The sequence below is a fragment of the Paenibacillus sp. TC-CSREp1 genome, from assembly GCF_050171015.1.
Taxonomy (GTDB): domain Bacteria; phylum Bacillota; class Bacilli; order Paenibacillales; family Paenibacillaceae; genus Paenibacillus; species Paenibacillus silvae.
Window position 1 is genome coordinate 80,924 of sequence record NZ_JBNOKM010000002.1, and the last position, 24,207, is coordinate 105,130.

Annotated in this window: 23 protein-coding genes; 5 read left to right on the plus strand and 18 right to left on the minus strand. The window is 46.7% G+C overall.

The genetic code is table 11. From position 1 onward, the window contains the following. Window positions 1-120 precede the first annotated feature (120 nt). The 10 genes from ACQSGY_RS03050 to ACQSGY_RS03095 all read right to left on the minus strand — a co-directional run bounded on the left by ACQSGY_RS03050 (window position 121) and on the right by ACQSGY_RS03095 (window position 10,565). The gene (locus ACQSGY_RS03050; protein ID WP_427050617.1) at window positions 121-597 is read right to left on the minus strand and encodes a hypothetical protein; all 477 of its coding nucleotides are present in this window, start codon (window positions 595-597) and stop codon (window positions 121-123) included. Next, window positions 584-1,375, minus strand: coding sequence for a MerR family transcriptional regulator (locus tag ACQSGY_RS03055; RefSeq protein ID WP_427050850.1), 792 nt, complete (start codon window positions 1,373-1,375; stop codon window positions 584-586). The genes ACQSGY_RS03050 and ACQSGY_RS03055 overlap by 14 nt, the downstream gene beginning before the upstream one ends. 173 nt (window positions 1,376-1,548) lie before the next feature. After that, complete coding sequence (locus tag ACQSGY_RS03060) at window positions 1,549-2,148, minus strand: hypothetical protein (protein ID WP_248061987.1); 600 nt, start codon at window positions 2,146-2,148, stop codon at window positions 1,549-1,551. A 193-nt stretch (window positions 2,149-2,341) separates the two neighbouring features. Then, window positions 2,342-2,986: a hypothetical protein gene (locus ACQSGY_RS03065; protein WP_427050618.1), complete on the minus strand. Its 645-nt coding sequence runs from the start codon at window positions 2,984-2,986 to the stop codon at window positions 2,342-2,344. Window positions 2,987-3,150: 164 nt separating this feature from the next. After that, window positions 3,151-3,336, minus strand: coding sequence for a hypothetical protein (locus ACQSGY_RS03070; RefSeq protein WP_427050619.1), 186 nt, complete (start codon window positions 3,334-3,336; stop codon window positions 3,151-3,153). Window positions 3,337-3,425: 89 nt separating this feature from the next. Next, window positions 3,426-4,244, minus strand: a complete 819-nt coding sequence (locus tag ACQSGY_RS03075; protein WP_427050620.1) for a CPBP family intramembrane glutamic endopeptidase — start codon at window positions 4,242-4,244, stop codon at window positions 3,426-3,428. Window positions 4,245-4,461: 217 nt separating this feature from the next. Further along, window positions 4,462-6,279 carry a thiol reductant ABC exporter subunit CydC gene (gene cydC / locus ACQSGY_RS03080; protein ID WP_427050621.1) on the minus strand — a complete coding sequence of 606 codons (1,818 nt, stop codon included), beginning with the start codon at window positions 6,277-6,279 and terminating at the stop codon, window positions 4,462-4,464. Next, on the minus strand, window positions 6,276-8,075 hold the full coding sequence (gene cydD / locus ACQSGY_RS03085; protein ID WP_427050851.1) for a thiol reductant ABC exporter subunit CydD: 1,800 nt from the start codon (window positions 8,073-8,075) through the stop codon (window positions 6,276-6,278). Before cydD ends, cydC begins: the two co-directional genes overlap by 4 nt. 100 nt (window positions 8,076-8,175) lie before the next feature. After that, window positions 8,176-9,189 carry a cytochrome d ubiquinol oxidase subunit II gene (locus tag ACQSGY_RS03090; RefSeq protein ID WP_427050623.1) on the minus strand — a complete coding sequence of 338 codons (1,014 nt, stop codon included), beginning with the start codon at window positions 9,187-9,189 and terminating at the stop codon, window positions 8,176-8,178. Beyond that, the gene (locus tag ACQSGY_RS03095) at window positions 9,186-10,565 is read right to left on the minus strand and encodes a cytochrome ubiquinol oxidase subunit I (protein WP_427050624.1); all 1,380 of its coding nucleotides are present in this window, start codon (window positions 10,563-10,565) and stop codon (window positions 9,186-9,188) included. Before ACQSGY_RS03095 ends, ACQSGY_RS03090 begins: the two co-directional genes overlap by 4 nt. Window positions 10,566-11,038: 473 nt before the next feature. Between ACQSGY_RS03095 and ACQSGY_RS03100 the strand changes: the two genes are divergently transcribed. Next, window positions 11,039-11,572: a GNAT family N-acetyltransferase gene (locus tag ACQSGY_RS03100; protein WP_427050852.1), complete on the plus strand. Its 534-nt coding sequence runs from the start codon at window positions 11,039-11,041 to the stop codon at window positions 11,570-11,572. Window positions 11,573-11,764: 192 nt separating this feature from the next. Here the strand turns inward: ACQSGY_RS03100 and ACQSGY_RS03105 are convergent, their stop codons facing one another. After that, window positions 11,765-12,679, minus strand: coding sequence for a DsbA family oxidoreductase (locus ACQSGY_RS03105; RefSeq protein WP_427050625.1), 915 nt, complete (start codon window positions 12,677-12,679; stop codon window positions 11,765-11,767). 185 nt (window positions 12,680-12,864) lie between these two features. On the opposite strand from ACQSGY_RS03105, the gene ACQSGY_RS03110 reads away from it, so the two are divergent. Next, window positions 12,865-13,215 carry a winged helix-turn-helix transcriptional regulator gene (locus ACQSGY_RS03110; protein WP_184181608.1) on the plus strand — a complete coding sequence of 117 codons (351 nt, stop codon included), beginning with the start codon at window positions 12,865-12,867 and terminating at the stop codon, window positions 13,213-13,215. On the opposite strand, the gene ACQSGY_RS03115 is transcribed toward ACQSGY_RS03110, so the two are convergent. Then, a complete protein-coding gene (locus tag ACQSGY_RS03115; RefSeq protein WP_427050626.1) occupies window positions 13,198-14,253 on the minus strand; it encodes an alkene reductase in 1,056 nt (351 codons plus the stop codon). The genes ACQSGY_RS03110 and ACQSGY_RS03115 overlap by 18 nt on opposite strands. A 115-nt stretch (window positions 14,254-14,368) precedes the next feature. On the opposite strand from ACQSGY_RS03115, the gene ACQSGY_RS03120 reads away from it, so the two are divergent. Further along, window positions 14,369-15,232 (plus strand): LysR family transcriptional regulator, encoded by an 864-nt coding sequence (locus ACQSGY_RS03120; protein ID WP_427050628.1) that lies wholly within the window; start codon window positions 14,369-14,371, stop codon window positions 15,230-15,232. A gap of 144 nt (window positions 15,233-15,376) precedes the next feature. Here the strand turns inward: ACQSGY_RS03120 and ACQSGY_RS03125 are convergent, their stop codons facing one another. The 5 genes from ACQSGY_RS03125 to codB form a co-directional block, all read right to left on the minus strand. After that, window positions 15,377-16,387 carry a hypothetical protein gene (locus ACQSGY_RS03125; protein WP_427050629.1) on the minus strand — a complete coding sequence of 337 codons (1,011 nt, stop codon included), beginning with the start codon at window positions 16,385-16,387 and terminating at the stop codon, window positions 15,377-15,379. Next, on the minus strand, window positions 16,384-16,878 hold the full coding sequence (locus tag ACQSGY_RS03130; protein ID WP_427050630.1) for an RNA polymerase sigma factor: 495 nt from the start codon (window positions 16,876-16,878) through the stop codon (window positions 16,384-16,386). Before ACQSGY_RS03130 ends, ACQSGY_RS03125 begins: the two co-directional genes overlap by 4 nt. 288 nt (window positions 16,879-17,166) lie before the next feature. Further along, window positions 17,167-18,231: a polysaccharide deacetylase family protein gene (locus ACQSGY_RS03135; protein WP_216513958.1), complete on the minus strand. Its 1,065-nt coding sequence runs from the start codon at window positions 18,229-18,231 to the stop codon at window positions 17,167-17,169. A 466-nt stretch (window positions 18,232-18,697) separates the two neighbouring features. Next, on the minus strand, window positions 18,698-19,966 hold the full coding sequence (locus ACQSGY_RS03140; RefSeq protein ID WP_427050631.1) for a cytosine deaminase: 1,269 nt from the start codon (window positions 19,964-19,966) through the stop codon (window positions 18,698-18,700). Next, complete coding sequence (codB, locus tag ACQSGY_RS03145) at window positions 19,935-21,212, minus strand: cytosine permease (RefSeq protein ID WP_427050632.1); 1,278 nt, start codon at window positions 21,210-21,212, stop codon at window positions 19,935-19,937. Before codB ends, ACQSGY_RS03140 begins: the two co-directional genes overlap by 32 nt. 494 nt (window positions 21,213-21,706) lie before the next feature. Between codB and ACQSGY_RS03150 the strand changes: the two genes are divergently transcribed. Continuing rightward, window positions 21,707-23,140: an N-acetylmuramoyl-L-alanine amidase gene (locus ACQSGY_RS03150; protein ID WP_427050633.1), complete on the plus strand. Its 1,434-nt coding sequence runs from the start codon at window positions 21,707-21,709 to the stop codon at window positions 23,138-23,140. Window positions 23,141-23,194: 54 nt separating this feature from the next. Beyond that, the gene (locus ACQSGY_RS03155; protein ID WP_427050634.1) at window positions 23,195-23,761 is read left to right on the plus strand and encodes a GerMN domain-containing protein; all 567 of its coding nucleotides are present in this window, start codon (window positions 23,195-23,197) and stop codon (window positions 23,759-23,761) included. A gap of 97 nt (window positions 23,762-23,858) precedes the next feature. Here the strand turns inward: ACQSGY_RS03155 and ACQSGY_RS03160 are convergent, their stop codons facing one another. Next, complete coding sequence (locus ACQSGY_RS03160; RefSeq protein WP_216513952.1) at window positions 23,859-24,206, minus strand: DUF4260 domain-containing protein; 348 nt, start codon at window positions 24,204-24,206, stop codon at window positions 23,859-23,861. Window position 24,207 lies beyond the last annotated feature (1 nt).

Here is a 24,207-nt window from a genome sequence, read left to right on the forward strand (position 1 = left end):
TTAAATTTTCCAATGCTCGATTTTTGCCCGAATAAGCTCTCTGGGAATCGTTAGCGCTCACATGACATCCTGCTGCAAGGTGAAATATGGTAATATCGGTAACTGCAATACTTCCTAAATTTATCCTGGGCCCAGTCGGAAATTTTTCTCGCAAAGGGCTTTCGCCCCCTTTCCCCGTGACTTGTGAGTTACTACCAATTCTCCATCATACAGAATAGAACAGCTTATCCAGCTGGCACCTTCCTGTATGCCTGCTTCGACATGGGTGGATGTCAGCGGAATGAAGGTGTCTTTGGGAACGACAAAGCTCTCCCTGTAGGGAACTTCAACCGATTCCGAATAAACACTTTGCGGATGTTTTCGAGCATCGATCTCCACCTTCAGGTCAACGACTGAATCCAGATCACTTTCCACAAGCACCTCTACATTAATTACATCTGAGTTTTGTTCAGCTTGGCTTTTTGAATGTTCACGATTCATTTCATCGGATGCATCTTCTATATTGCAACAAGCAGACAGTATAGTTAGTAGACCTGTCAGCAAGATCAGGAACCAGGCATTGTTACTGTACACCCGTACTTTTTTACGTTCCAGCATGTCCATTGTCCTCTCTTTGTTTGAGAAAATAGTCGATCATCTCATTCACATAAGACATGAATTCCTTGTCCATTCCCATCACTACAGGTTCCACACCATCTTCTTTGGGGAGGATAAGTTCCCAGTATTTGTCCAACAGGCTTTCATCCTGATCAAATAACACTAATGCCTTTTCGTACAAATGTCCGGCAACCATCTGGGCTTCTGGAGAATAAGGAGAAGAAGACATCAATCCACGTATGTGCTGAAAAATCGTGATAAGCTCTTCTGTTCGTGGATCATTACTGCCGAGGACAGGCAAACGTTGCAATATATCCTTTTCTCTTGAAGTTAATTGTAAATCATCGCTGAATTCAGATTGTATTATACCCTCTTGAAGGGGAAGGTCCTCCATCTTGGATATAACTTGTAACAAGTCTTCAAGATCATTAGTTCCTTTGAGTTGAATGCTGTGAATCGTTGACCTGAGATAATACTGCTTCCGGCTCAATTCTTGCTTTTTCCGTTCAATAAGCTCTATTTGTTCGTTTAAAGAGGTTACCCAATCTTCGTTTTCTTTCATATTGTTTTTGCTTTGAAGCAGTTCCTTAATCTGTTCCAACGTAAAACCAATGGATTTCAACAGAATAATTTTTTGAAGTCTCAAGATGGCATGTTCATCATAGTAACGATATTTATTTTCCAGTATACGGGTGGGTTGTAACAACTCAATCTGTTCATAGTAATGAAGTGTTCTTTTGCTAATGTTCGTTTTTTGGGCTAATTCTCCAATGAGCATCACGGTTCTTCACTCCTTCCTTCAACCATTATAAACAATAACGTTAACGTCATTGTAAAGCCTGTAAATTCTCACATACTCCTTTTGCTTCAAAATAGAACGCCAAAAAGGCGATGTATCCATCGCCCTTGGTGGAAGCTGAAGCCGAAATTCTTCCTCGTCTATTTGAATTTTCAAGCCTCTTGCTCCTCCGCTTCAGCCTCGGCTTGTGTGGCTTGAGCCTGATTCTGCGGTGTCATCAGACCCTGCACAGCACCCATAAACGGCTGGATCTGTTTGATCATGCCGTAGCCCATTTTCACAACAGGCACGAAACGCTGAATCATGCCAAACAAACGCATCCCGCCGCCAAGCATACCGCCAACCGCACCTGCTCCGCCCAATCCACCGAAGCCTCCCAACAGGGAGCCCATCATTGGCATAAAGGACGACACCTGAGCTTGACGCGGTGAAGTACGGGAGGCTACCCGAGATCGTGTGCATGACTTGCGGGCACCATTGACCTTTTTCCGACTTCGGGAGGATGTGGTTTTACCGGCTCCGGCTGACTTGGGTTTCATTTTAGAAGAAGCGCTGCGTGCTGCACCTGCTGTTTTGGTTTTGGTCGTGGATATTTGAGATTGTGCAAGTTTCCCGCCCCCGCTGAGCATTACGCCCTCGTTGTTCACGCCAGAGATGTACCCGATGTACGTTTCGCCATTATGAAGAGTCACGCAGACCGGGCGATCCTTGAATCGCTTTGCCTTGTCGTGTATTTCACTGGTTCTAGCCATGGAATTCACCTCACTCGACTTGATCTACTGTAGTCTACGCAATGGGTGGACGACTTGCCTGTGCGAATAACACAGCTGTCAGTTCAAAACAGGAAATGCTTTGCAGGTGAAACGAAAAGATGAAACCTGGGAAGCTTCAACGAAAAGAACACATTGTGCCTGATCGCGAAATATGTTCTTCCTTTTAGAGAAATTATTGAGCAAGCTGATCCTTCGTATAATATCGTTCAACTTCTTTGGTCATGATGTACCTGTTAACCCCTCTGCTTGCATGAATAGCCCTGGCAGCATATTCTCGTGCCTGCTCAAGATGATTTAATCTGCGTTCAATCTCGGCCAGAAGTGCAAAGCGCATCCACTCTTTTTTGATTGAAGCCAAATGTACTCTGGCCCGCTCACTTTCGCCTTCCTCTACAAGTAAAATGGTCTCATAATATGTACGGTAATCCGATCTGCGCATCTCGCGCACGGCTTTTCTCACTGTGAACAAATCTTCACGGTACATGCCATACGCAGCCTGATAGATTGCTTTTGTAGACTTGCTGGCTGTTGTATTATTCATCAGTTTCTCAATCGTTTCCTCAACTTCTTCATCCAGTCTGTTGGCAGTTGCGTAGAAAATGTAAATGTAAGGCTTATGCTTTTTGTTTCGCAAAAAAGCGTCTAACCGGTCCATTCGCGTTTCCCAAGCCATCGGATATATAATGTGAAAAGTAAAAGCGATTAGTGTAGTGAAGAGCACGATTCCTAAAACTAGAATAATCGACTGGTCATTCCACACCATCACAAGGGTAAATATAAACACTGCAGCATAAAAAATAACTTCCCGCCTATCCACGATAACTTCATTCCTCCCCATATCAATTCATTTTTATGAAATTAATAGTATAACAGAAATGCTGGCAAGTTTGTTAAAATTACGTTCACTCAAGTGTGCACTTTTTCTTGGTTGGAGAGATACGAGAACAGTTCATAATGAAGCTGATCCGGCGTAAACAAAGATCAATAGGATTTTTCCACCATAAGTAAAGGCACGGAGCACATGTATCCCCTCTCTTCTGCGTGAGCATAGAATTCCTGAATATATAAGCCCAGTTGTTTTTCGTTCTGCAATAAAAGAGTACTTGTTACATATGAGCCGGCTGGCAGCATCAGATCATTTTTATCATTGCCTTCCTGCGTGTACATGCCAACACGCCAAAAAAGCAAGCCGTTTCCCGGCTTGCCTCTTGCTTGCGAGTATGGTGAAAACACGGTGTGAAGACGAGATCGCTCCTTTATTCCCTTGAGTGAATATGTCCTTTACGCTGTGCACGGATCAACATCGGGATCGCAATCATTAAACTGATCATGACAGGTACAATAGAAGCTTCAAGTCCGAAGCTGCCGCCTGTCAACAAGGCTGGCCCCGACAGCTTTACATCAAAAAATCCTTGGGAGACAATCCCCGAAACCGGAATGCCCAGCAGACCCTCCACTGCATTCCACGCAAAATGAAGTCCGATCACAAACCACAAATTGCGTCGCCACAGAAAGCCTGCCCCAAGCAGAATGCCTGCCTCAATGACAATCGCAATTGAGCTCCACAGCGTTGCTCCCGGGTTCGGCAGATGAGCCAGACCAAAAAAAAGAGACGTTACCGCCAGAGCGATCCAGCTCCCGCCGCGTTTCTCAATCGCCTGCAGGAACAAACCGCGAAAGATCAACTCCTCTACCACAGCCGCACCAATCGCCAAAGCAATAATCGAACCAGCGGCGTGCTCCTGCGACCATGTGAAGCTGTATCCGCCTAGCAGCATAATGATCAATGCAGAGACTGCAATCAGCAGCGATCCGACTCCCGCACCGAACACCAACTCGCTTACTGCGCGCTGCATATGTAATTCCTGCACCTTTCGACCAGCCATGAGCTTCATAATTAGTATGTATATCGCAATGGATAGAGCGCTTCCCGCAAGCGCCAGCACAATTGACATGATGCCTTCTGTGCTAGTGAACATCCTTTGAGTGATGAAGCTTGATACTCCTAGAAAAACCAGGCCTGTAATCACCCATATCAACGGGAATTGAATCATCGTTCTCATCTTTTTTTTCATCTTAACAAACCCTTCTTTCAAGTGTTGGACTGACTTCTTATATTATACATCTATGTCTAAATTCTGGAACTGATATATTTCGTCAATATCTGCAACACTGCTTTCACTTCAAGCATTCAGAAAGTAGCTGTCATGCTTGGGTGTATACGTAACTTGGACTATGCCCGTAACTTGTAACGCAAAAAAGCCGCGTATTGCGGCTTTTCTTCCTCACAGGTTAAGCGCCCTGATCTCCAATCATCTGCAGTTCAATTTGCTTCATCTCATAAAAATAACCCTTTTGACTCATTAATTCATCAAACGTACCCGTTTCCACGACTCGTCCCTGATCCATTACGACAATCTGATGCATCTGTTCAAGTCCCGTCAACCGGTGACAGTTGAGCAGCAGTGTATCATTCACTGCTTGGGCCATCAGGTTCTTCATTACACGAGCTTCTGTTACGTAGTCCAACGCAGATGTAGGCTCGTCCAGCAGCCATAATGTTCCAGGGCGAAGCATTGCTCTTGCTATGGCCAGGCGCTGCTTCTCTCCATCTGACAGATTTTCACCCTTTTCGTACACGACGTCTTCCAGAGACAGATGCTGTAATTGAGCCGCATTCAGCACACGGAGTAACCGCTCTGCCTCCATTTGCTTGTCCAGATTCTGATCGTCTGCCAGCAGGTTGTCCCGAATTGTACCACGGAAGAAATGGCTTTGCTGCAGCACAACGCGAGTATTGTGCCAGATACTCTCTTCATGCAGTTCATTAATCGAGACTTCATTCAGCCTCAGAACGCCGGATGCTGGAGTACGCAGCTTGAGCAGCAGATCGAGAATGGTTGATTTGCCTGAACCGCTGGGTCCGACAATGGCCGTTTTGGAGCCAGGTGCAAAATGAAGAGAAATCTCCTTCAAGGCAGCACGCCACTCGCCCTCATACTGAAAAGAAACATTAGCAAGCTCGATCGCAACCGCTGATCCGTCTATGATCATTGAGTGATTTCCTTGCAGATCCTGACTTAGCTTACCTCGCTTATCTTGCTGACCCGGCTCATCTTGTTCGGCTCGTTCAGCCTGTATATCCTGCACATCTCCGGGCTGTACAGTCCCCGCAAGACGTTTGGCAGCATACTCACTATCTTGTTTATAAGCAGGCAGCACAGCCATTGCGGCTGATTCCTCGAATACCGTCTGTGCCGCGAGAATCAGCATCCCCAGGAATACACCAGACAGCTCTCCCTTTCCGATCAAAAAAGCAGCGATTGCAAGCACTCCCCAGGTTACCAGGTAAGTGACCAATATATGCATTGACTGTCCTCGAAGCAACTGCGTCGCAGCTCTCTGCTGTTCACGGGCAAGTGAATCAGAGGCCTGCTCCAGCATCTGCTCGCGCTGTGCCAATTGCCCATAGATTTTCAGATCACGAAAGCCATATAACACTTCAGTCACTTCGGTAGACAGCTTTGCGCGCTGCTGGCGCATCTGATCACTTCGTTTACGCTGCCAGATGACCACCAGTCCGGGTACAACAAACGCTGTAATCAGCATGCCTGCCACAAGCAAACATGCAATCCAGAAGGAATAAACGGCGGAAAATATGACGGTGCACAGGAACACCATCACGACCATCACTGGAGGATAGGCTACACGCAAAAAGTAATGCTGCAAGCTTTCCACATCACCAACGATGCGCGCCAGCAGGTCTCCGCTTCGATTCTTGTTCAATATGCCCGGAGTGAGAGGAATCAGCTTGGCAAAAAAAGTGGTGCGCAAACGGCTCAGAATGGAGAACGTTGCCCGATGTGAAGCGAGTCGTTCCCCGTAACGGCTCGCTGCACGCACAAACCCCAGCAGTTTGACCATCGATGTGAGCACAATCAGCGTGTATAACGGCGGCGCAAATACGGTCTGGGAGATCATATATCCACTGGCGGAGAAGAGTGCTACTCCCGCTGTACCCGCAATAAATCCGAACATAATGGATATCAGAATGTCTTTGCGTTCCTGCATCATGGCTTTGGACAGTACGGCCAGCTCCTTGACCTTCATGCGATCCCTCCTCTTTGCTGCATATGAACCATCTCGGCGTATGCGGGTAAACGCTCCATAAGCTCCTGGTGTGTGCCTTGATCTACGAGCGCGCCATCTGCCATAAACAATATCCGATCCGCTTGCTGAATGGTATACAGCCTGTGCGCTACGGTAATCATCGTTGCTGTCTGAGCCAGCGATGCAATCGAGCGCTGTAGAATTCGCTCGGTATACAGATCAAGTCCAACCGTCGGTTCATCAAACAAAATAACGGCAGGTCGTTTCAGGAAAGCGCGAGCAAGAGCAAGTCTTTGCTTTTCGCCGCCAGATAATCCTCTGCCTGCTTCTCCCACAGGGGTGTCCAAGCCCTTCTCCAGCCCGGCAACCATGTCAGCAAGACCTGCCTGCTCAGCTGCTTCTTCGATATCCTTTCGGGATACATCCTTCCCTGCACCGATAGCGATATTTTCAGCAAGCGTGCCTGCAAAAATATACGGATGCTGTGTAATATAGCTGATCTGCTTGAACCAGTTGACTTCATTCCATTGCGCGAGCGGCCTTCCGTTAACGAGAACAGCTCCTGCTGTTGGTTGTAATAAACCCGAAATGACATGCAGCAAGGTCGTTTTCCCCGATCCGCTTTTGCCAACGATTGCGATTTGTTCTGCCGGATGAAGCCCAAGCTGCTCCACTTCAAGTTCAAACCCTTCTGGTGCATAGCGAAAACGGAGATTTCGAAGTTCAATCGTTGGCGGCAGATAAGATGTAGATCGATTCTCACCGGATACGCTGTATGTCTCCATTTCCGATTGTGCAAACGGATGCGTCATCTCGTCCAGAGGTGAGCCGGATAGTTGATGTGCCTCTTGAGATGCCTCTTCTAACAATTGCTCAACCTTGCGAATAGCCCCCATACTTGTGCGTCCGGTGTGGAAGGCCGTTCCTGTATTTTTAAGCAAACTATAGAATTCAGGAACGAGCAACAGCACCAGAAAAGCCGTATGAAAAGTCATGGACTTGAACACTAGCAGCTGAAGGGCAAGCTCCAGCGCAACAATGCCGATGCTTAACATAACAATTGCTTCCAGCATAAATGTGTTGGTGAACGCAATTTTCAGAATGCTCATCGTTGTATCACGGAATCCCAGACTGCTGCGTTCAATCTCCTGCTGCTGACGGTCTGCACGACCGAACAGCTTCAGTGTCACGAGGCCCTGGAGCGAATCGAGAAACGTTCCCGAGAACATAGCCAGCTGTTCATACTTCTCTTCAGACTTGTTTTTGGTTTGCAGGCCCACCAGAATCATAAAGAGCGGAATAAAAGGTGCAGTGCATAACATAATCCAGCCTGTATTTGCATGTAAGGCGAAGGCAGCCGTTAATATTAAAATCGGAATGATCGCTGCCTCCATCATACGCGGAGTGTACTGACTAAAATAGCTATCCGCTTCATCTACTGCATCCAGTGCTACACTGACTTTACTTCCTGTCTGCCCCTGTAACGAGGAAAACATGGAGGCCCGGGTCAGGTGCTGCAGCACCATGGCTCGCATCCGTGTCTTGGCATGGGCTGCCATATGCAGACCAATCTTTCCGTTACCGTACATGAGCAGGGTTCGGATGATCATAACCGCGAGCAGCGTGCCGAGCAGCAGCACAATTGAGCCCAATGCAGCTTTCTCCACAAAGATTCGCTGTACTGCTTCGGCCGTTAATACGGCCTGAGCGATCACAGCTGCCCCAAGGGCTAGTGAAAAGGCCATAAGGAGAAGCCTGCTTTTACGAAGTGATGACATTTGCTGCTGAATCAGCATGGACTTCCGCCGACCAGCTTGTTTCCTTTGCCGTGCAGCTTGCTTGCTAGTGGATTGTTCGGCTTGCTTTTTCCTTTGCCTTTTCACAGGGCACCCTCCTTTATCTTTTTCCTTTGACATAATCGGCATCAAATAGAAACAGCCTGAATACCAGAATCAGGGAAGGAATGAGCAGACACAGTCCTCCAATGAATACAACGACAAGAGCGAATCCCATCGCTGGCGGGGTTGCGCTGCTTTGAATGGTGATATACGGATCCAGAATGTAAGGATACTGACCGATGCCATAGGCAAAGAACGCACAGAAAAATTGCAGCATAACACTGATAAATGCCAGTCCGTAACGACGACCGTTGTACAGCAGCCACATCGCAATCATGAAGAACGCCACAGATAAAGCGAGAAGCCACCAGAGGTCCATCATATTTTGAAAATGACGCTCATTGTGCTGACCCAGATATATAAAGGAGGTCAGGGCCAAAATGATCGTTGGAGTGCTCCAGAACAGCGCATAATTCCGCATGAGTTGAAGTGCAGCACCGTCCTCTGCCCGCGAGGCGTAAAAGGTTAGAAACGAACTGCTGATAAACAAGACCGAAACGATGGCGAGACCAACGATGCTCCAGGACAACGGATTAGTCAGCAAGGCCCAATAGTCCAGCGACACGGTCTCACCCTGCTTCAGAATAAATCCCCCTTCCGACAAGGTCAGTGCCACGGACAGGGATGCGGGAATGAGCAATCCGGTTGCTCCATATAAGAACAGGTAAACGATGTTGTTTTTGGAGCCATAATTTTCAAAGGCGTAGAACGAGCCCCGAATGGCGAGCAGAATGACGGCAATACTGCCCGGAACGATCAATGCTGCGCCATAATATGAAGCCGTATCTGGAAAAAAACCGACGATGCCAATATAGAAAAATACAAAAAATACATTCGTAATCTCCCATACAGGAGATAAATAACGAGAGATTAAACGATTAATCAGATGGTCCTGCTTGGTCAGGCGTGCGTGAAAGGCAAAAAATCCGGCTCCGAAATCAATCGATGCAACGATCAGATATCCGTACAGGAACAGCCAGAGCACCGAAATGCCAATCAATTCATAGCTCATGACAAATGTCCTCCCTTCCCTGCTTCAATAACTTGATCCCGATCTTCCCTCGTCTTAATCCATTTCTCCATTTCAAGCTCGGCCGGGTTGTTATTGAACAGACGTTTCAGAACGAGTGCACATATCACACCCAGCACAATATACAAGAGCAGGAAAACAAAAAATAAAATGCGTACACTCGGGGATGTCGTAGCAGCCTCCTCTACACGCATGTATCCTCGAATAATCCAGGGCTGTCTCCCGATCTCGGCATAGAACCAGCCCATCTCTACTGCCAGAAAGGCAAGCGGTGCGCTGACAGCAACCAGACGAAGCAGCCATTTGTTGAGTGGATTACGTCTCTTCCAGAGCACAAAGAGAAAGTACAAAGCAGACACAGCTAACAGCGCGAACCCGATACCTGCCATCACATCAAAGAGATAATGCACCAGCAGAGGCGGTTGCTCATCAGGCGGGAATTCATTCAGCCCGGTGACCTCGGCATTAAAATCCCCAAAGGCCAGAAAGCTGAGCACCTTGGGCAGATGTAGTGCACCTATAATCTCGTGCTCGGCATTCAGCCAGCCCAGTAAAATCAAATCTGCACCACGTTCAGTCTCAAAATGCCATTCTGCAGCTGCCAGCTTCTCCGGCTGATGCTCAGCCAAAAATTTGGCAGATACATCACCAGCAAGTGTATTTAGCAAGCTGAACACCAGCACAACGGCCATCATCAGATTTAAGCCTTTTTTGTGGTAGGATGATGCACCTCTTCTTAGCATCGCCAGCGCTGCGATGCCCGCGAGCAGAGCGGCTCCAGTAACATAAGCAGAACTAAGCACATGAAATACCTTGGAGAACGATGCCGTATTTAACATGGCCTGCACAGGATTGACGGCTGCGAACTGCCCTGCCTGCATAACAAAACCTTCAGGCTGGTTCATAAATCCGTTCACCGTTGTAATAAAAACAGCCGACATGCCTGCTCCCGCCACAACGGGAATGGTTAACAGCCAGTGGATGTAAGGATTTTTGAACCGATCCCATGTGTACAGATAAATGCCCAGGAAGATCGCCTCGAAGAAAAACGCGAACACTTCCATAAATAACGGCAGTGCGATGACATTGCCGGCCAGCTTCATAAAGTTTGGCCAGACCAGAGCCAGCTGCAGGGATATCGCCGTACCAGTCACCACCCCTACGGCCACTGAAATGACAAATCCTCGCGACCACCTCTTGGCCATCAGTATGTAATGAGGGTCCCGCTTGCGAATGCCGATGAATTCTGCAATCGAAATCATCAGGGGTATACCCACACCAAGTGTTGCAAAAATGACGTGAAAACCTAGGGTCAGACCTGTTACAAGTCTGCTCCATAACACCGTATCGATTGCCATCTTGTAATGCCTCCTCTGTTGTAAAATAGGTCTGCTGCTCCTGAACGAAAGTTGTTTACATGTGTGCGCAGGTGATCGTCAGCTCTGGTATAGGCATAAGTAATAAGCTTGTGCATCATGAGAAATATTTCACAATTCAAATGACAGCGATAGATTGCCACTAGGCCCAGACCTAATATTCAAAATTAGTATATCCTCAATTTTAAGCAATTCAATCGATGACACGTCTTCGCCTCCAAACGTTCAAGAAAGGCTCAACACTTTCTGACAAGTTGGTGAAATTGTTCACAATCACCCTTTCGGGCTATTGATTTATCGGATGAAACCCATTATAAGAGCAACGATTTATGTTAAACTGAGGGAGCTTGCTTGCTTACCCCTCTGCTGCTTGATTCAGACATGCTGTATTATTCGAATAAACCCATACATAAGGAGATGTTTTATTGAATATTGTTGAAGGTCCATTTGATCATATGTCGGAGACGACACGATTAGTGATCCGCCCATTACGGAACGAAGACTATGCGAACTGGCTGCATGAATTCGAAAGCCGCGCTCCCTCCTTGCATCAACATGATCCTGGAAAAATAGATATGAGCGAGTGCACACCGGAATGGTTCGAACAACTCGTTGAACGGCACCAGGAATTGGCGCGTACCGATAAGGTTTATATATTTGGAGTATTCAGCAAAGAAGACGGTACCCACCTGGGCATGATTGATATAGCCACGCTGGCTAGGGAACCATTTCAATGGGCCAGCTTCGGTTACACGATCCACAATCAGCATTGGAGAAACGGATATGGCAAAGAGGCCGTAAGCGAGGTGCTTCGGATTGCGGCTGAAATATTGAAGTTTCACCGCTTGGAGGCCCATATTAATCTGGATAATCATGCTTCGATCAAGCTGGCTGAAAGTGTCGGCTTGCAATTTGAATGTGTCCGCAAAGGCTTTATCTATGAACATGAGGAATGGGTGGATCATCTCGTTTATTACAAAAACCTGTGATACGGACTTCATCTATCTAAAATGTATATCTAAAAAGCAGCTGCCCATTTTCAGAGCAGCTGCTTTTCCACATTAGTTTAACGAACAATTTCACATGTATTAATGTGACTTTTTCAGAATATATCCCTCGGGGAATTTGTAATAACACATGGATAAATGTACTAATTCTGCTGTTATCTTTTTCCTGAGACTTTACACCCGCTGAATAGCCATTTCATTTAGAATTTGCTGTACCCGGTAAGTGTTTTCTTGTAGTTGGGATTGCACATAAGACTCCACATCTTGCTGCTCGATGTCGTACAGCACTTCAATTTCTTTGGAAAACAGAAGATGTCCTTCTTCGATTTTGTGAGACAATGCTTTGATCTTCTTCGGCTTCGGTGTTTCACCCAAAACCTGCTGCAGTGCTTGAACATACGTCTCCAGTGTGCGGGCGCCAACCACCTTGATGCCTTGCTGCTCTTTATTCACAATAATAATGGATGGAAAACCTCGAACCCCCAGCCGGGCCACCATTTCGAAATCTTCTTCCAATAGATCTTGTGCCGATTGCTGTGATGCTGCTTCTACGATTTCTTTGCCATTCAGCCCCAGATCATCAACAAGCTCAATAAGCACGTCATCTTCTCCGATATTACGATTCAATGCAAAAACAGCTTCACGTGCAGCTCTTAGAAATGCCTGCTCCTTCCCCGGAACCATACGTTGAATGACTTTAAATACACGAGACGGCGGATAGGAAGACTGAATCGGATGATCATACCACAAGGAACCGTCAATTGGCATCCGTGAGTGCTCCCCTACTTCTCTCCAATGTCCACCCACATCTGAAGGCTTCTGAATCCCGTTTGCCCCATCGGAGAACCCTTCCCAGCTTGCTAACAAACCGCCCATTTTAGTTTCCACACGAAAATAATGACCGTACTCCTCTATAAACCGATTCAGCACAGGCTCCAGTGCCCAGCAGTGTGAACAGATCGGGTCTGTCGCATAATACAACGTTATTTTTTTCTCTTCCTGCTTCAGATTAATAACCTGCATCTCTTCTTCATCATTTATTCCGCATACACCTGTTTCTAGGTCACACATCATCGATTCATGACTCATCGTTTTCCCGCCTTTTTGATCTTATTTAATAGATTAACTTGTGTTAGTATGATTATAATATCTATAATCTTTAGAACAAGTACGATTCTTTTTCTGACTAAGTATCAAAAAGTATACTATTGAGTCACATCAAGGTTTTTCATAAAATCATTTGTTTCACAAAAAAATTCTCTGGGGGTTCTCGTATGAAATATGACTTTAATTTTGATCAGCTTTGCCCGGCGACATATGCTTTTCAGGTGATTGGCGGCAAGTGGAATCTTCCGATTCTGGCTATTTTGAGTGAAGATGACAGCATTCGATATAACGAGTTAAAAAGAAGACTTCCCGGGATCACACCAACGATGTTAACGAACTGCCTGAAGGACCTGATTCAATACGGAATTGTTCATCGGGAGCAGTACAACGAGATACCGCCAAGAGTGGAGTATTCACTCACATCATCCGGTAAGGAGCTGGTTCCACTCATTGAATCGATGGTGCTGTGGGGTCAGAAAAATATGCAAAGAGTCACCGAATCACCGCAGAATGGATAAATGCTCCGTTGGATTATACGCAGTTATCGGAAGCCCAGATTGCCACCTTTGTACCAGGTCGGGATTCGCGATAAATGGCCGGCCAAAGGCTGCAAGGTCGATAACTCCGTCATGGATCGCCTTGTCCGCGGTTTGCAAATCAAGGTTCCCTACTCCGATTACAATATGCTCCCACTGTGCCCGCACCGCCTGATGAAAGTGAAGTCCATCTGACCAATTCTTAGTGTAATTTTCAGTCGAAGGATGCAGGATGGTGATGCCCGTTTCACGGAATAGCTCCAGATATGCGGCCAGTGTCTCTGCTTTAAGGGCCCATTCATAGGATGAATCATCATCCTTTTTCTCGGAAAACCGGATGCTTATACGGTCTGCGCTAATTTCTTTTTGTACAGCTGCAATGATTTCTTTCAAAAAACGAAGTCTCTGATGAAGGTCACCCCCATACTCGTCATTCCGTAGATTGGTCCGCTCATTGATGAATTGATCAATCAGATAGCCATGTGCTGCGTGAATCTCCACCCCGTCAAATCCCGCCAGAACCGCATTGCGAGCAGCCAGCTGAAAATGAGCAACCACGTCCTCAATCTCTCGAATCGTCATGGCATGAGGGAGTTCATAGGGTTTGTGAAGTTTATGAACCCTTCCTTCAGCCTGTATGCTCGATGGGGCCTGCGGCTTCCCGCCAATCAGGTCGGAATGCGACAGGCGTCCCACATGCCATAACTGCGCGATGATCGTGCCGCCGTGCCGATGAACCGCCTCGGTTACTTTTTTCCACGAAGCCGTCTGCGCCTCCGTATATAATCCGGGTATGCCATAGGTCCCTTTGCCTGAGAGCACAGGGTTGATGCCCTCCGTAATGATTAGTCCTGCACCATCTTTGGCACGTTGCTCGTAATATGCGGCAATTTCTTCTGTTACTGTCCCATCCTCATCTCGTGCATACCCCCGGGTCAACGGAGCCATGACGATACGATTACGCAGGTTCCACTGGTTGATCGTTACGGGTTTAAAAATGGCTAATTCCGAATTTGACATGTCTTTTCCTTCTCTCTATTTGAATTAAAGCTATTGTAGAATGGATAAGACATATCGTAAAATGATTAAAATATATAGGTATATCACTCAGAGAGATACCTTGCAGGAGGCTGTCATGGAATTATCCGATATTGATATTATGCTCGCTGTTGGTCGTTCGGGTAAAATCTCTCAAGCCGCCAAAGAGCTAAACTATGCCCAGTCCAATGTGACGACACGTATTAAAAAGCTGGAGGAAGAATACCAGGTGCAGCTGTTTAACCGCTCTTCCAAGGGTGTGATGCCTACGGAAAAAGGAGAGCAGTTCCTTGCTTATGCAGCACGCATTCGCAATCTGCTGTATGATCTGGAACAAGAGATGACAGACCCGGTGGAGCCATCCGGCACATTGCGAATCGGAATTGTAGAAACAGCCGCCTCACGTCGTTTCATCGACATTCTGAACGAGTATCAGATCTTGTATCCAGACGTGTCCATATCGCTTGTGAACGCCACCTCACCCAAGGTATTGCGGCATAAAATCGAGTCTTCCGAGCTCGATGGCGCTTTTATCAGCGGCGCTTGTGTTACAGAAGGGTTAAAGGTTGAATACGAGATGCAGGATACCGTTCACATCATATCCAAACGGACCGACCCCCCTCTGGAAACGTTTTGTCAAATTTCATGGGTTGTGTTTCCACAAGGCTGCCCATATCGGGAAATTACGGAGAAATTCCTTGAGGAAGAGGGACTGTCTGCCAAAAAGCTGATTGAAGTCAGTACAATGGAAAATCTGCTCAGCTGCGTAGAATCCGGCATTGCGGTTACCATTATGCCATGCAGCGTTGTGCACAATCATCCCGAAGCCTATTCACTGCATGATCTGTCTGATGTACTCACGCCAACCTCCACCACTTTTGTACGGGGTGAGAATCGATATATCAGCAGCGCGCTTCAGCAGTTCATGAGACTGTTAAACGAGAAGTGTATCACCTTCTGAACTGGCAGGTCGCACTTTTTCTTTTGACAACAATTCATATATAAAAAAAGAGCAGCTCTGGCTGCTCTCTTCGATTCCAATGTAACCTATCAAATGTAACAACGTATTTACTTCATGTTGCATCTAAACTGCATCCTGCTCCATTTATTTACTCAAACTGTTCCAGAATTTCTGGAATGCCCCCTGCTCTACTTCAAAAAATACAGGCACATGACCGTACCGCACCAGTCCTTCTTCTCCAAACAGCACAAGAGCAACCGTTGTTTTATCTTCCAAAGTCAAGTAAATCAGTTTGCGATCTTCTTTTCCATAGAGCTGTTCTTCCAGTTCCGGGGTTGATGCAATCGGCTTTGCATTATATAATGCCTCCACAAAATGGTTCAGAGAACCATCTACAGGAAGGTTTTGCAGCTGTTGCAAACCGTTGTTCCAGCTATCAAAGCTTTCCCAGTGTGCGCTGGTCACATGATCCTTGATGTTAAGCTTGCCAATCAGGTCAGCACCGCCGCTGATCGTCATATCATTGGTTTTATCAAACAGCTGCACATATACTTGACCGTCTATCTCGGTATAAGACATAATCCGAAAATCGGTATCATATCCTTTCACAGCGTAGATATCTGCCTCGCCGATCGTCGAAGCCAGCTCTTTGTAGTCTTCCTTACTGCTCAACTCATGGATGCCGCCGCTAGTTGTACCGAGCTTCGCACCTCGGAGCGCCAAAGCGTCCGCGCCTTCCAGCGTCGTTGCAGATTCCGTATATACATTGTCATGATAAACAACTAACGGCAGCATGCTTGCCTTAATCCCCTTGTCATCACCACTCGGTAACTCCGTTTTCGGAATAACGACCGGCCCTTTAGATAATTTATTTTCACCATCGGATGCAGCAGGACGGAGAATATCATTGGATGCTACCTCTATAGCGGGTAAAGCCGGTGAAGTTCCATTCCATTGCTGCCATACGGTCGGTGCCGCAAGTCCAATGCTTGCTGCGACCACAACGCTTGCCGCGATATACAACGATTTACGAGGTCGTCTAGACATTGTACGCCGTGCATTCACGTTTTGCTCCATGCGTTTTTTCATCTGCTCATCTGCTTTCATATGATGCACCGCTTTCTTGTATTTTTGTTTAAATTGCTGCTCGTTCATAGCTGTTCCTCCTCTTCAAGCTCCAGTTTTAACAGCTGTCTCCCCCGCTGTAACCTCATCTTCACTGCCGACTCGCTAATCTGCAAAATCTCGCTAATATCCCGAATGGCGTAATCTTCATAATAATAAAGATGAACGACCGATCTATACTTTACAGGCAGGGACAGCACCAGCTCGATCAAAGCCTGATCTTCAGGATCATCCGTAAGCATGGATTCAACGCCCTCCAGCTTGACTTCACGTTTGCGCCAGCCTCGACGAAGCAGAGATTTGCAATGATTGGTAATCACCCGAATCAACCATGCTTTCTGATGTTCGGCATCGTTGAACGCAGGCGCCTTTTCCATCAATTTAATGAACGTATCCTGAGTCGCTTCTTCCGCGTCCTCCCGCCTGCCAAGGTGCACCATCGCAATCCGGAACAGCGTATCGGCGTAAGTCTCATAGATGCTCATGATATGATCGCCCGTCTGGGACATGGATCGCTGCATGCTTGTTTTGCCTCCTTTATATCCTAAACACTCTTACGGACGACATTCGGTCACATTTTGTTTTCACTTTTTTATCTGAACGAGAAGGAACGCAAAAAGAGGTTATTTCGCTGACTATGCAATGCGCACGCACTGTACAAGTCGTTGAAATAACCTCGATATGAGAATCACCTGATTAACCACACACACATCATAACTTTGATTAAAATAAATGTTCTAGAATGCCCGGTACTCATGATTGTCCCTCAGGATATACGATCCGTTCATACACAAAGATAAATCGACTGATTAGCTTATCTCCAGATAATCCAGATATGCATCCCATGTACCGTCATCTGCGGTTACAATCAGCTCAATGGTCTGGTTTCCTGTACCATGACTGATATTATTCAGCGTATATACAGCGGGACTGCTGCCTCCAAAATAAAACGTACCCTTGGTCTGACCGCCAATCCTCAGATCTACCCTTGCCATATTATTATTGTTGGATGCCCCGCGAAGCGAAAAGGAATGTGTTCCCGTCGTAAAGTTATGTGTGGTTCGCACAGCGTCATTGTTGGCATACAAGGCTACGCCGTTGAATGGAGAGCTGATGTTGGAAGTATATTGACCGCTCTTGGTCATATTCTCCGTCTCAATTCGTACGGTGGTTGCCGGCGGGTTGTTCGTGCCTCCATCCGGTGCTACAGCACGTCCAGTAGTCGGGGAGATCATACCAGCACACAGGCCGCGGTTCTTCAGATTCTGGGCAATCTGCGGAATGGCCTGAAGTGTAGTCTGGTACTGATCATGCATCAGAATGACGTCACCGCTCGCCATGCGATTTACAGCTGCTACGATCTGAGAGGCACTAGCTCCATTCCAATCCTGAGAATCGACATTCCAGAGCATCTCCCTTAAACCGTTCTGACTTATAACGGATTTCAAGGTTGCATTGGTAGCGCCATATGGCGGTCTGAAAAGCTTTGGCGTTGTGCCTGTAATGGATTGAATGGTTTGCTGGGTGCGAGTGATCTCGGAAGCCATCTGCGAAGCGTTCAGCTTTGTCATATCGGGATGGGTGTAGGAGTGATTGCCAATCCACATCCCAGCTGCCACCTGTGCCCGCACCAAAGCCTGGTTGTTCTGCGCATTTTGTCCTGTATTAAACATTGTGGCACGCAAGCCTGCCTGCTTCAATGCATTAAGAATATTGTTTGTATTGTTGGAAGGCCCATCGTCAAAGGTAAGGCCCACGTACCCGTTAGGACAGCTCGCATCAGCGGCAGTAGCTGAAGGAAGCGGCGGAATTGCAAATATGGAACCAAGGAGAGCAACGGACATAACGGCTTTGAACAATTTGGACTTAAACATGAACACACCTCCGAATGTTTTTGGTTTACATAATATTTGTTTTGTTTCAATCTGGTGCTGTAACTGCCAGGACTCGGATTCCTCCTCTCCACATTTCGATATACCGCTTACGATGAAGCGCTTTCAAAATAAAATAAAGCAAACTTCCTCTCTCTGGATGTCATCTATGAAACTTCGGGTTGAATCTAGTATAAGCGATGTTTATATTGAAGTAAATTCAAATTATTACAATATATCCTATATGATTCGGACAAAGAATTAACACAAGCCACTCCGATGACAGAATAACCTGGAGAGTAGCGGTTATCCCCAGATTTTTTCGTTAAAAAGAAAACTCCTTGATGAAGGGATATCATCGTTGTCGATGTTTAGCCCTGCATCAAGGAGAGAACATATCTCGCTTGGCACAATTGTAAAGAAACTTTTTGGTTATATGCTATATCACAAAACCATAGTTGTTCTGAGACTATTTGTTAAACGTAACCTTTTCCACGCTGCCATCCAGAATAATAGATGTGTCACGCGGTTTCGATTCTGCGATTTTTCGCCCTTCTCTGAAGGAATACAGAACCGCTGCCTGTTTGCGAACCGCTTCGTATTCATTCTCCGCCTCTAATACGATGAAATTGGCTGGCTTGCCTTGCTCAATACCGTAACGATCCTCGATGTGCAGTGTTCTTGCACTATTTTGCGTAATCAGGTCAATAGAATTTACAATTTGGTCGTAACCCAGCAGCTGAGACGCGTGTATGCCCATGTGCAGCACTTGCATCATATTGCCTGTTCCGAGCGGGTACCATGGATCGAAAATGTCATCATGTCCAAAGCATACATTCAGGCCTGCCTCCTGCAGCTCCTTCACGCGTGTCAAACCTCTTCTTTTCGGATACGTGTCAAAACGTCCCTGAAGGTGAATGTTCACTAGCGGATTGGACACAAAGTTCAGCTCAGCCATCTTCAGCAAGCGGAACAGCTTGTACGTATACGCATCATTATAAGAGCCCATCGCCGTTGTATGACTCGCCGTGGTGCGTGAGCCTAAGCCGCGTTCATATGCCTCCTTGGCTACAACTTCGATGAATCGGGACTGCTCATCATCAATTTCATCACAGTGAATGTCGATGAGACGATCATATTTTTCCGCCAGATCAAAAGCCACTCGCATCGAATCCACACCATATTCACGTGTAAACTCGAAGTGTGGAATGCCGCCGACAACATCTACACCCATTTTCAACGACTCTTCCAGCAGTTCAGCGCCGTTCGGATATGAGTGAATGCCCTCCTGCGGGAAAGCAACCAGTTGAATATCGATATAAGGAGCCAGCTCCTGCTTCACTTCCAGCATCGCTTTGACTGCCGTCAGGCTTGGATCTGTGACATCCACATGTGTTCTTACGTGCTGAATGCCCTGAGCCATCTGCCATTTCAATGCGGTTTTGGAACGGGTTTTTACGTCCTCATGTGTCAGAAATGCTTTGCGCTCCGACCAGCGCTGAATGCCTTCAAACAAGGTCCCGCTCAGATTCCATTCCGGCTCTCCTGCTGTCAAGGTAGTATCCAGATGAATATGCGGCTCGATAAATGGCGGCAGCACCAGGGCTCCGTTCACATCCAATGTCTCCTCGTTTCCAGCAGGCTGCTGTTCCTGTGTAATCTGTTCAAATATCCCGTCTCTGACGATGATGTTCCATAGTCCTTCTTTACCCCGCAATTTTGCGTTCTGTATAATCATTTGTCTTCCCCTTTTCTTTGGATGATGTCATGGACACGATGGCCTTGATTACGATATAAGCTACAGCTGTACCGAGCAGTGCATTAAGTGGCGTTACACCAGGAGCGAGCTGTGCAAAGGCAACACCAATGGCCCATGCGGCCATGGCAGCCCAGTTTACTTTTTTGAAATTCATATCAGCAAATGGTGCGTAGTTTCTTCTTTTGACAATAAAATAATCTGCAATAATGATGGCTCCAATCGAAGGGATGGCTGCGCCCAGCACGTTCAGGAACCCTACAAAGTTGTTGTACATCCACATCGCGAGCACAGTGCCGACAATACCGTTAACGACTACAAAAAACTTCTTCGAAATCTTCGTAATGTTGGCAAAGCCAAGACCCGAAGCATACAGCGCATTGTCATTGGTTGTCCAGATATTCAGACCCAGTACGATGATGGCGGGAATCAGCAGACCTTGCAGGAACATGACTTCCGATATGTCAGCGAGATTATAAGCCATAGCGCCAACTGCGCCGAACAGGAACATCAGCGAGTTACCGAGGAAAAAGGCAATCACGGTAGCGGTTACAGCCTGACGGGACGTACGGGAAAAGCGTGCAAAATCGGGAGTGAGTGTGCCCCCGCTTATGAAAGAGCCTATACAGATCGTCAGTGCCGCAGCCGCAGTAAGCGTCTGTGTTGGTGTGTAATCCAGCAAGCCTTGCAGTCCACCCAGCGCACCGGCCCCCTCGAACATGGAATATCCTCCGAGAATAGCAATTGCCGGAACCGCTATATATCCAAGAATGACAAGTGATTTCATACCGAAGATCGCTGAAGCTGTCATCGCCAGACCGAACAGGAAAATGAGCAGATACACATTCCAATCCATCGCTTTGGCAACGGGAATAGCAAACATGGCTACGCCAACCCCGAACCAGCCAACCTGTGTGAAGCCTAACAGAAATGATGGCAGATAAGAGCCTTTTTCACCAAACGAATATTTCGCCAGTAGATGGGTGGATAGCCCCGTCTTGGCAGCGATATGTGCCAGCGCTCCAGTGTAAATGCCCAGCACCAGATTGCCTGCCAGCACAATGGCCATGAATTCCATAAATGTCAGGCTGACACCAAGTGTGCCTCCTGCCAGCATACTCGCCGAGAAGAACGTGAAACCAAGCATCACGGATAACGTTTTCCAGAAGTTGTTCCGCTGTGTCTTGGGCACCTCTTGCCATGAAAACTCTTGATCTTGTTTGCTCATCAGAAACCCTCCAGATAAAGTGTTCTGATACCGTAAAAAGCAGAAAAAGAGGCTACTCATCGCGATTTACGCTGACAAGTAGCCTCTCTTTGCATCATAATCCGCGCGAAGACGCAGAGCATTCTGTGGAAAGAATGCCCTTCTGTCGCGTGATTACAAAATCCGCTGCCCTTGCCAGCCTCTCTGGACTGAATTAAAGGTACCAGTGTTCAATTGCTTTCTATTATTTTGGAAAAACCTGAAATTGTCAATGTAATTATGTTCCAATGAATATTAATTTTATTCTGCATGAAACAGGACAATCAGGCTCAATCCCGGAATAGACAAGGCTTCAACACTGTTCTCACCACAGGAGTACCTCAGAACATTTTATTAAAAAAGAAACTGCAAACAGGCAGGGGAATTTCGCATATATGTAGAATATTGTCATAAGTGTTGTCTGTTGGCTGCTTGCTTTGCCCTTCCCGTAATATCGATTAAAACAGAGGTGTACAATGAAAAAAATGGCAAGTTTGCTTTTATTCAGTTTGTTATTTCTGCTCGTCTTGACTGATTCGGGACATGCTGCCACAGCATCCCCGCAAACCAAAATTATTTTAGATGGACACGAGTTAGTGCTGCCTTCCGATGTTGAAGTTGTCAATATCAACAAAAACGTGATGATTCCGATTCGTGTTGTGGCTGAAAAATTGAAGTTTAAGGTGAAATGGGATCAAAAAAAACAGAATGTAAGCATCGAACAGAACAACAAGGTTATTTCCTTGCATGTAGGCAGGACGGAGGCTTACGGGCAGAATGGAAAAGTCACTCTGAACACCGCACCACAGCTGATTAAAAATACGGTTGTTGTTCCCCTGCGTTTTGTGAGTGAAGAAATGGGACTTTCGGTAAGCTGGAACAACAAGGACAAGATTGTTGGTCTGACAAGTGCTGCTGTACCTTCTGTTGAACCTGCGCCCTCTCTGCCTCCTGTTGTTTCTGGTCCGGGTCAATCCAGCGAATGGAGCAAAGTAAACGATATCAGCTTTGCGAATCATCAGCTTGTTGTATCCATTGACCATGAGGTTACACCACGGATTACAAGGTTGAGCAACCCGGATCGGATCGTGGTGGATCTACCTGACACAACCTTCGGAGACATGGCGCCAGGCATGAAGCAAGGCACAATGGGAAAGCTTGATGTCAGCGGTATACCGAATGTGACAGAAGTTCGATATTCACTTTTTACCAATGATCCGGCTCAAGTCAGAGTTGTCATGGAATTGAACAATCTGAGTGACGTTCAGGTTAATGTTCAATATGTCAGCGGCAAGCTGATTGTGGATTTAGCTGTAACTGGCATAATCGGAATCCCGGTTTCCCCTGCTCAGCAGGATAACGGCAAAAGCATCGTTGTCATTGATCCCGGCCATGGAGGCAAGGATCCCGGTACCATTGGCATCTCGAAAACCCAGGAAAAAAACTTCACGCTGCCGCTTGCTTTGAAGGTTCAGGCGCTCCTAGCCCAGGAGCCTGATATAGAGGTGGTGATGACACGTGAGACAGATGTTTATCCCACTCGTCCGGAACGCGTGCAGCTCGCCAACACATTAAATGCAGATGTATTTGTATCCATTCACGGGAATAGTGTTGAGGCTTCTCCACAGATCTCGGGTACCGAGACATTCTATTACAAACGCAGCAGCAGTAAAGCACTGGCAGATATAATGCACAGACATCTGGTTGAAGCATTAGGCTTTAAAGATCGAGGTGTCAAGAACGGTAATCTGGAAGTGCTCAGGGACACAACGATGCCAGCTGTGCTGCTTGAAATCGGTTTTCTAAGCAACCTTGCCGAGGAACAAGCGATGCTGAGCGAAACGGTCCAGGATAAAGCTGCTCAGGCGATTGTTGATGCCATCAAGGAGTTTCTGCACCAGCCGTCATAAAAAACACCGCTTGCAGCAAGCCAAAAACGAATGTAACGATGAGGATGTGCTTATATGAGAAAAAAGTCTAGCTATACACTCGTATTCTCCTTGATCAGCTTAATGCTTGTGCTTGCTGGCTGCGGCGATAAACCAGCTGTAGACCCTGGTAACAAGCAATCTGAAGCCGCAAATCCGTCTACATCGAACGCCTCTTCCCCCACCAACACACCAGATAACGAGCCAACGAAGCAAGAAATTGAAGTGGGTTATGTAGACGCTGAGCTGACTGAGGTCAAAACTAAAAAAGCCGAAATCACATTTTCGGATAGCAGCGAAAAATATAGACAAGCTTTTGATGTCATGCAGCGTTCGGATGATCCGGCATTCATCTCCTTATGGAGTGACATCGGGCTTGAATCCATGGATTTTCAAGACGGAAAGCTAACGTTAGACATTCACATCCCGGATGAAGCCAGACTTGGTGCTGGCGGGGAACTTCTCTTTCTCGCGGTGCTGCAGCAAACAATGTTTCAGTTCGAAGAAGTGCAAAGCATTCAGCTGCTGGTGGATGGGCAAGAAACCGAGAGCCTGATGGGCCATGCCGAGCTGCCGAATCCTATACTCCGTGAATCGGAATAACACAACGGAGTGTTCATTGGACTAATAACCTTGCTTCCTGTAATGGAAGCAAGGTTTTTTAGTATGAGTACGAACATAGCTTTAGCACAATTAAGCTCTACACACGCTGTAAATGAGTATCCTTGAACTCTGTTTCATACTTTAAACCATAGCCGAACATGCGGTCCATGCCGATATGTGCAATCCAGATGAAGCTGATCAATATCAGGAAGTCCACCTTCATCATATACCCTGCCGCCAGAAATGCCATTGGCGTAATATACGTATGTGCCAAATTATAAATCCGGGCTCCGACCTTATTGTTCACTGTATAACCGATCATGAATACATCGGGGAAGAGCAGCAGCAGCAGAAAGAGCCACCAGGAATAATCATTGTAGAAATACATCGTTGCTGCTGCTGCCAATACGAATAGCCCTTCTAATCGAATCCATAGTCTGGTCATT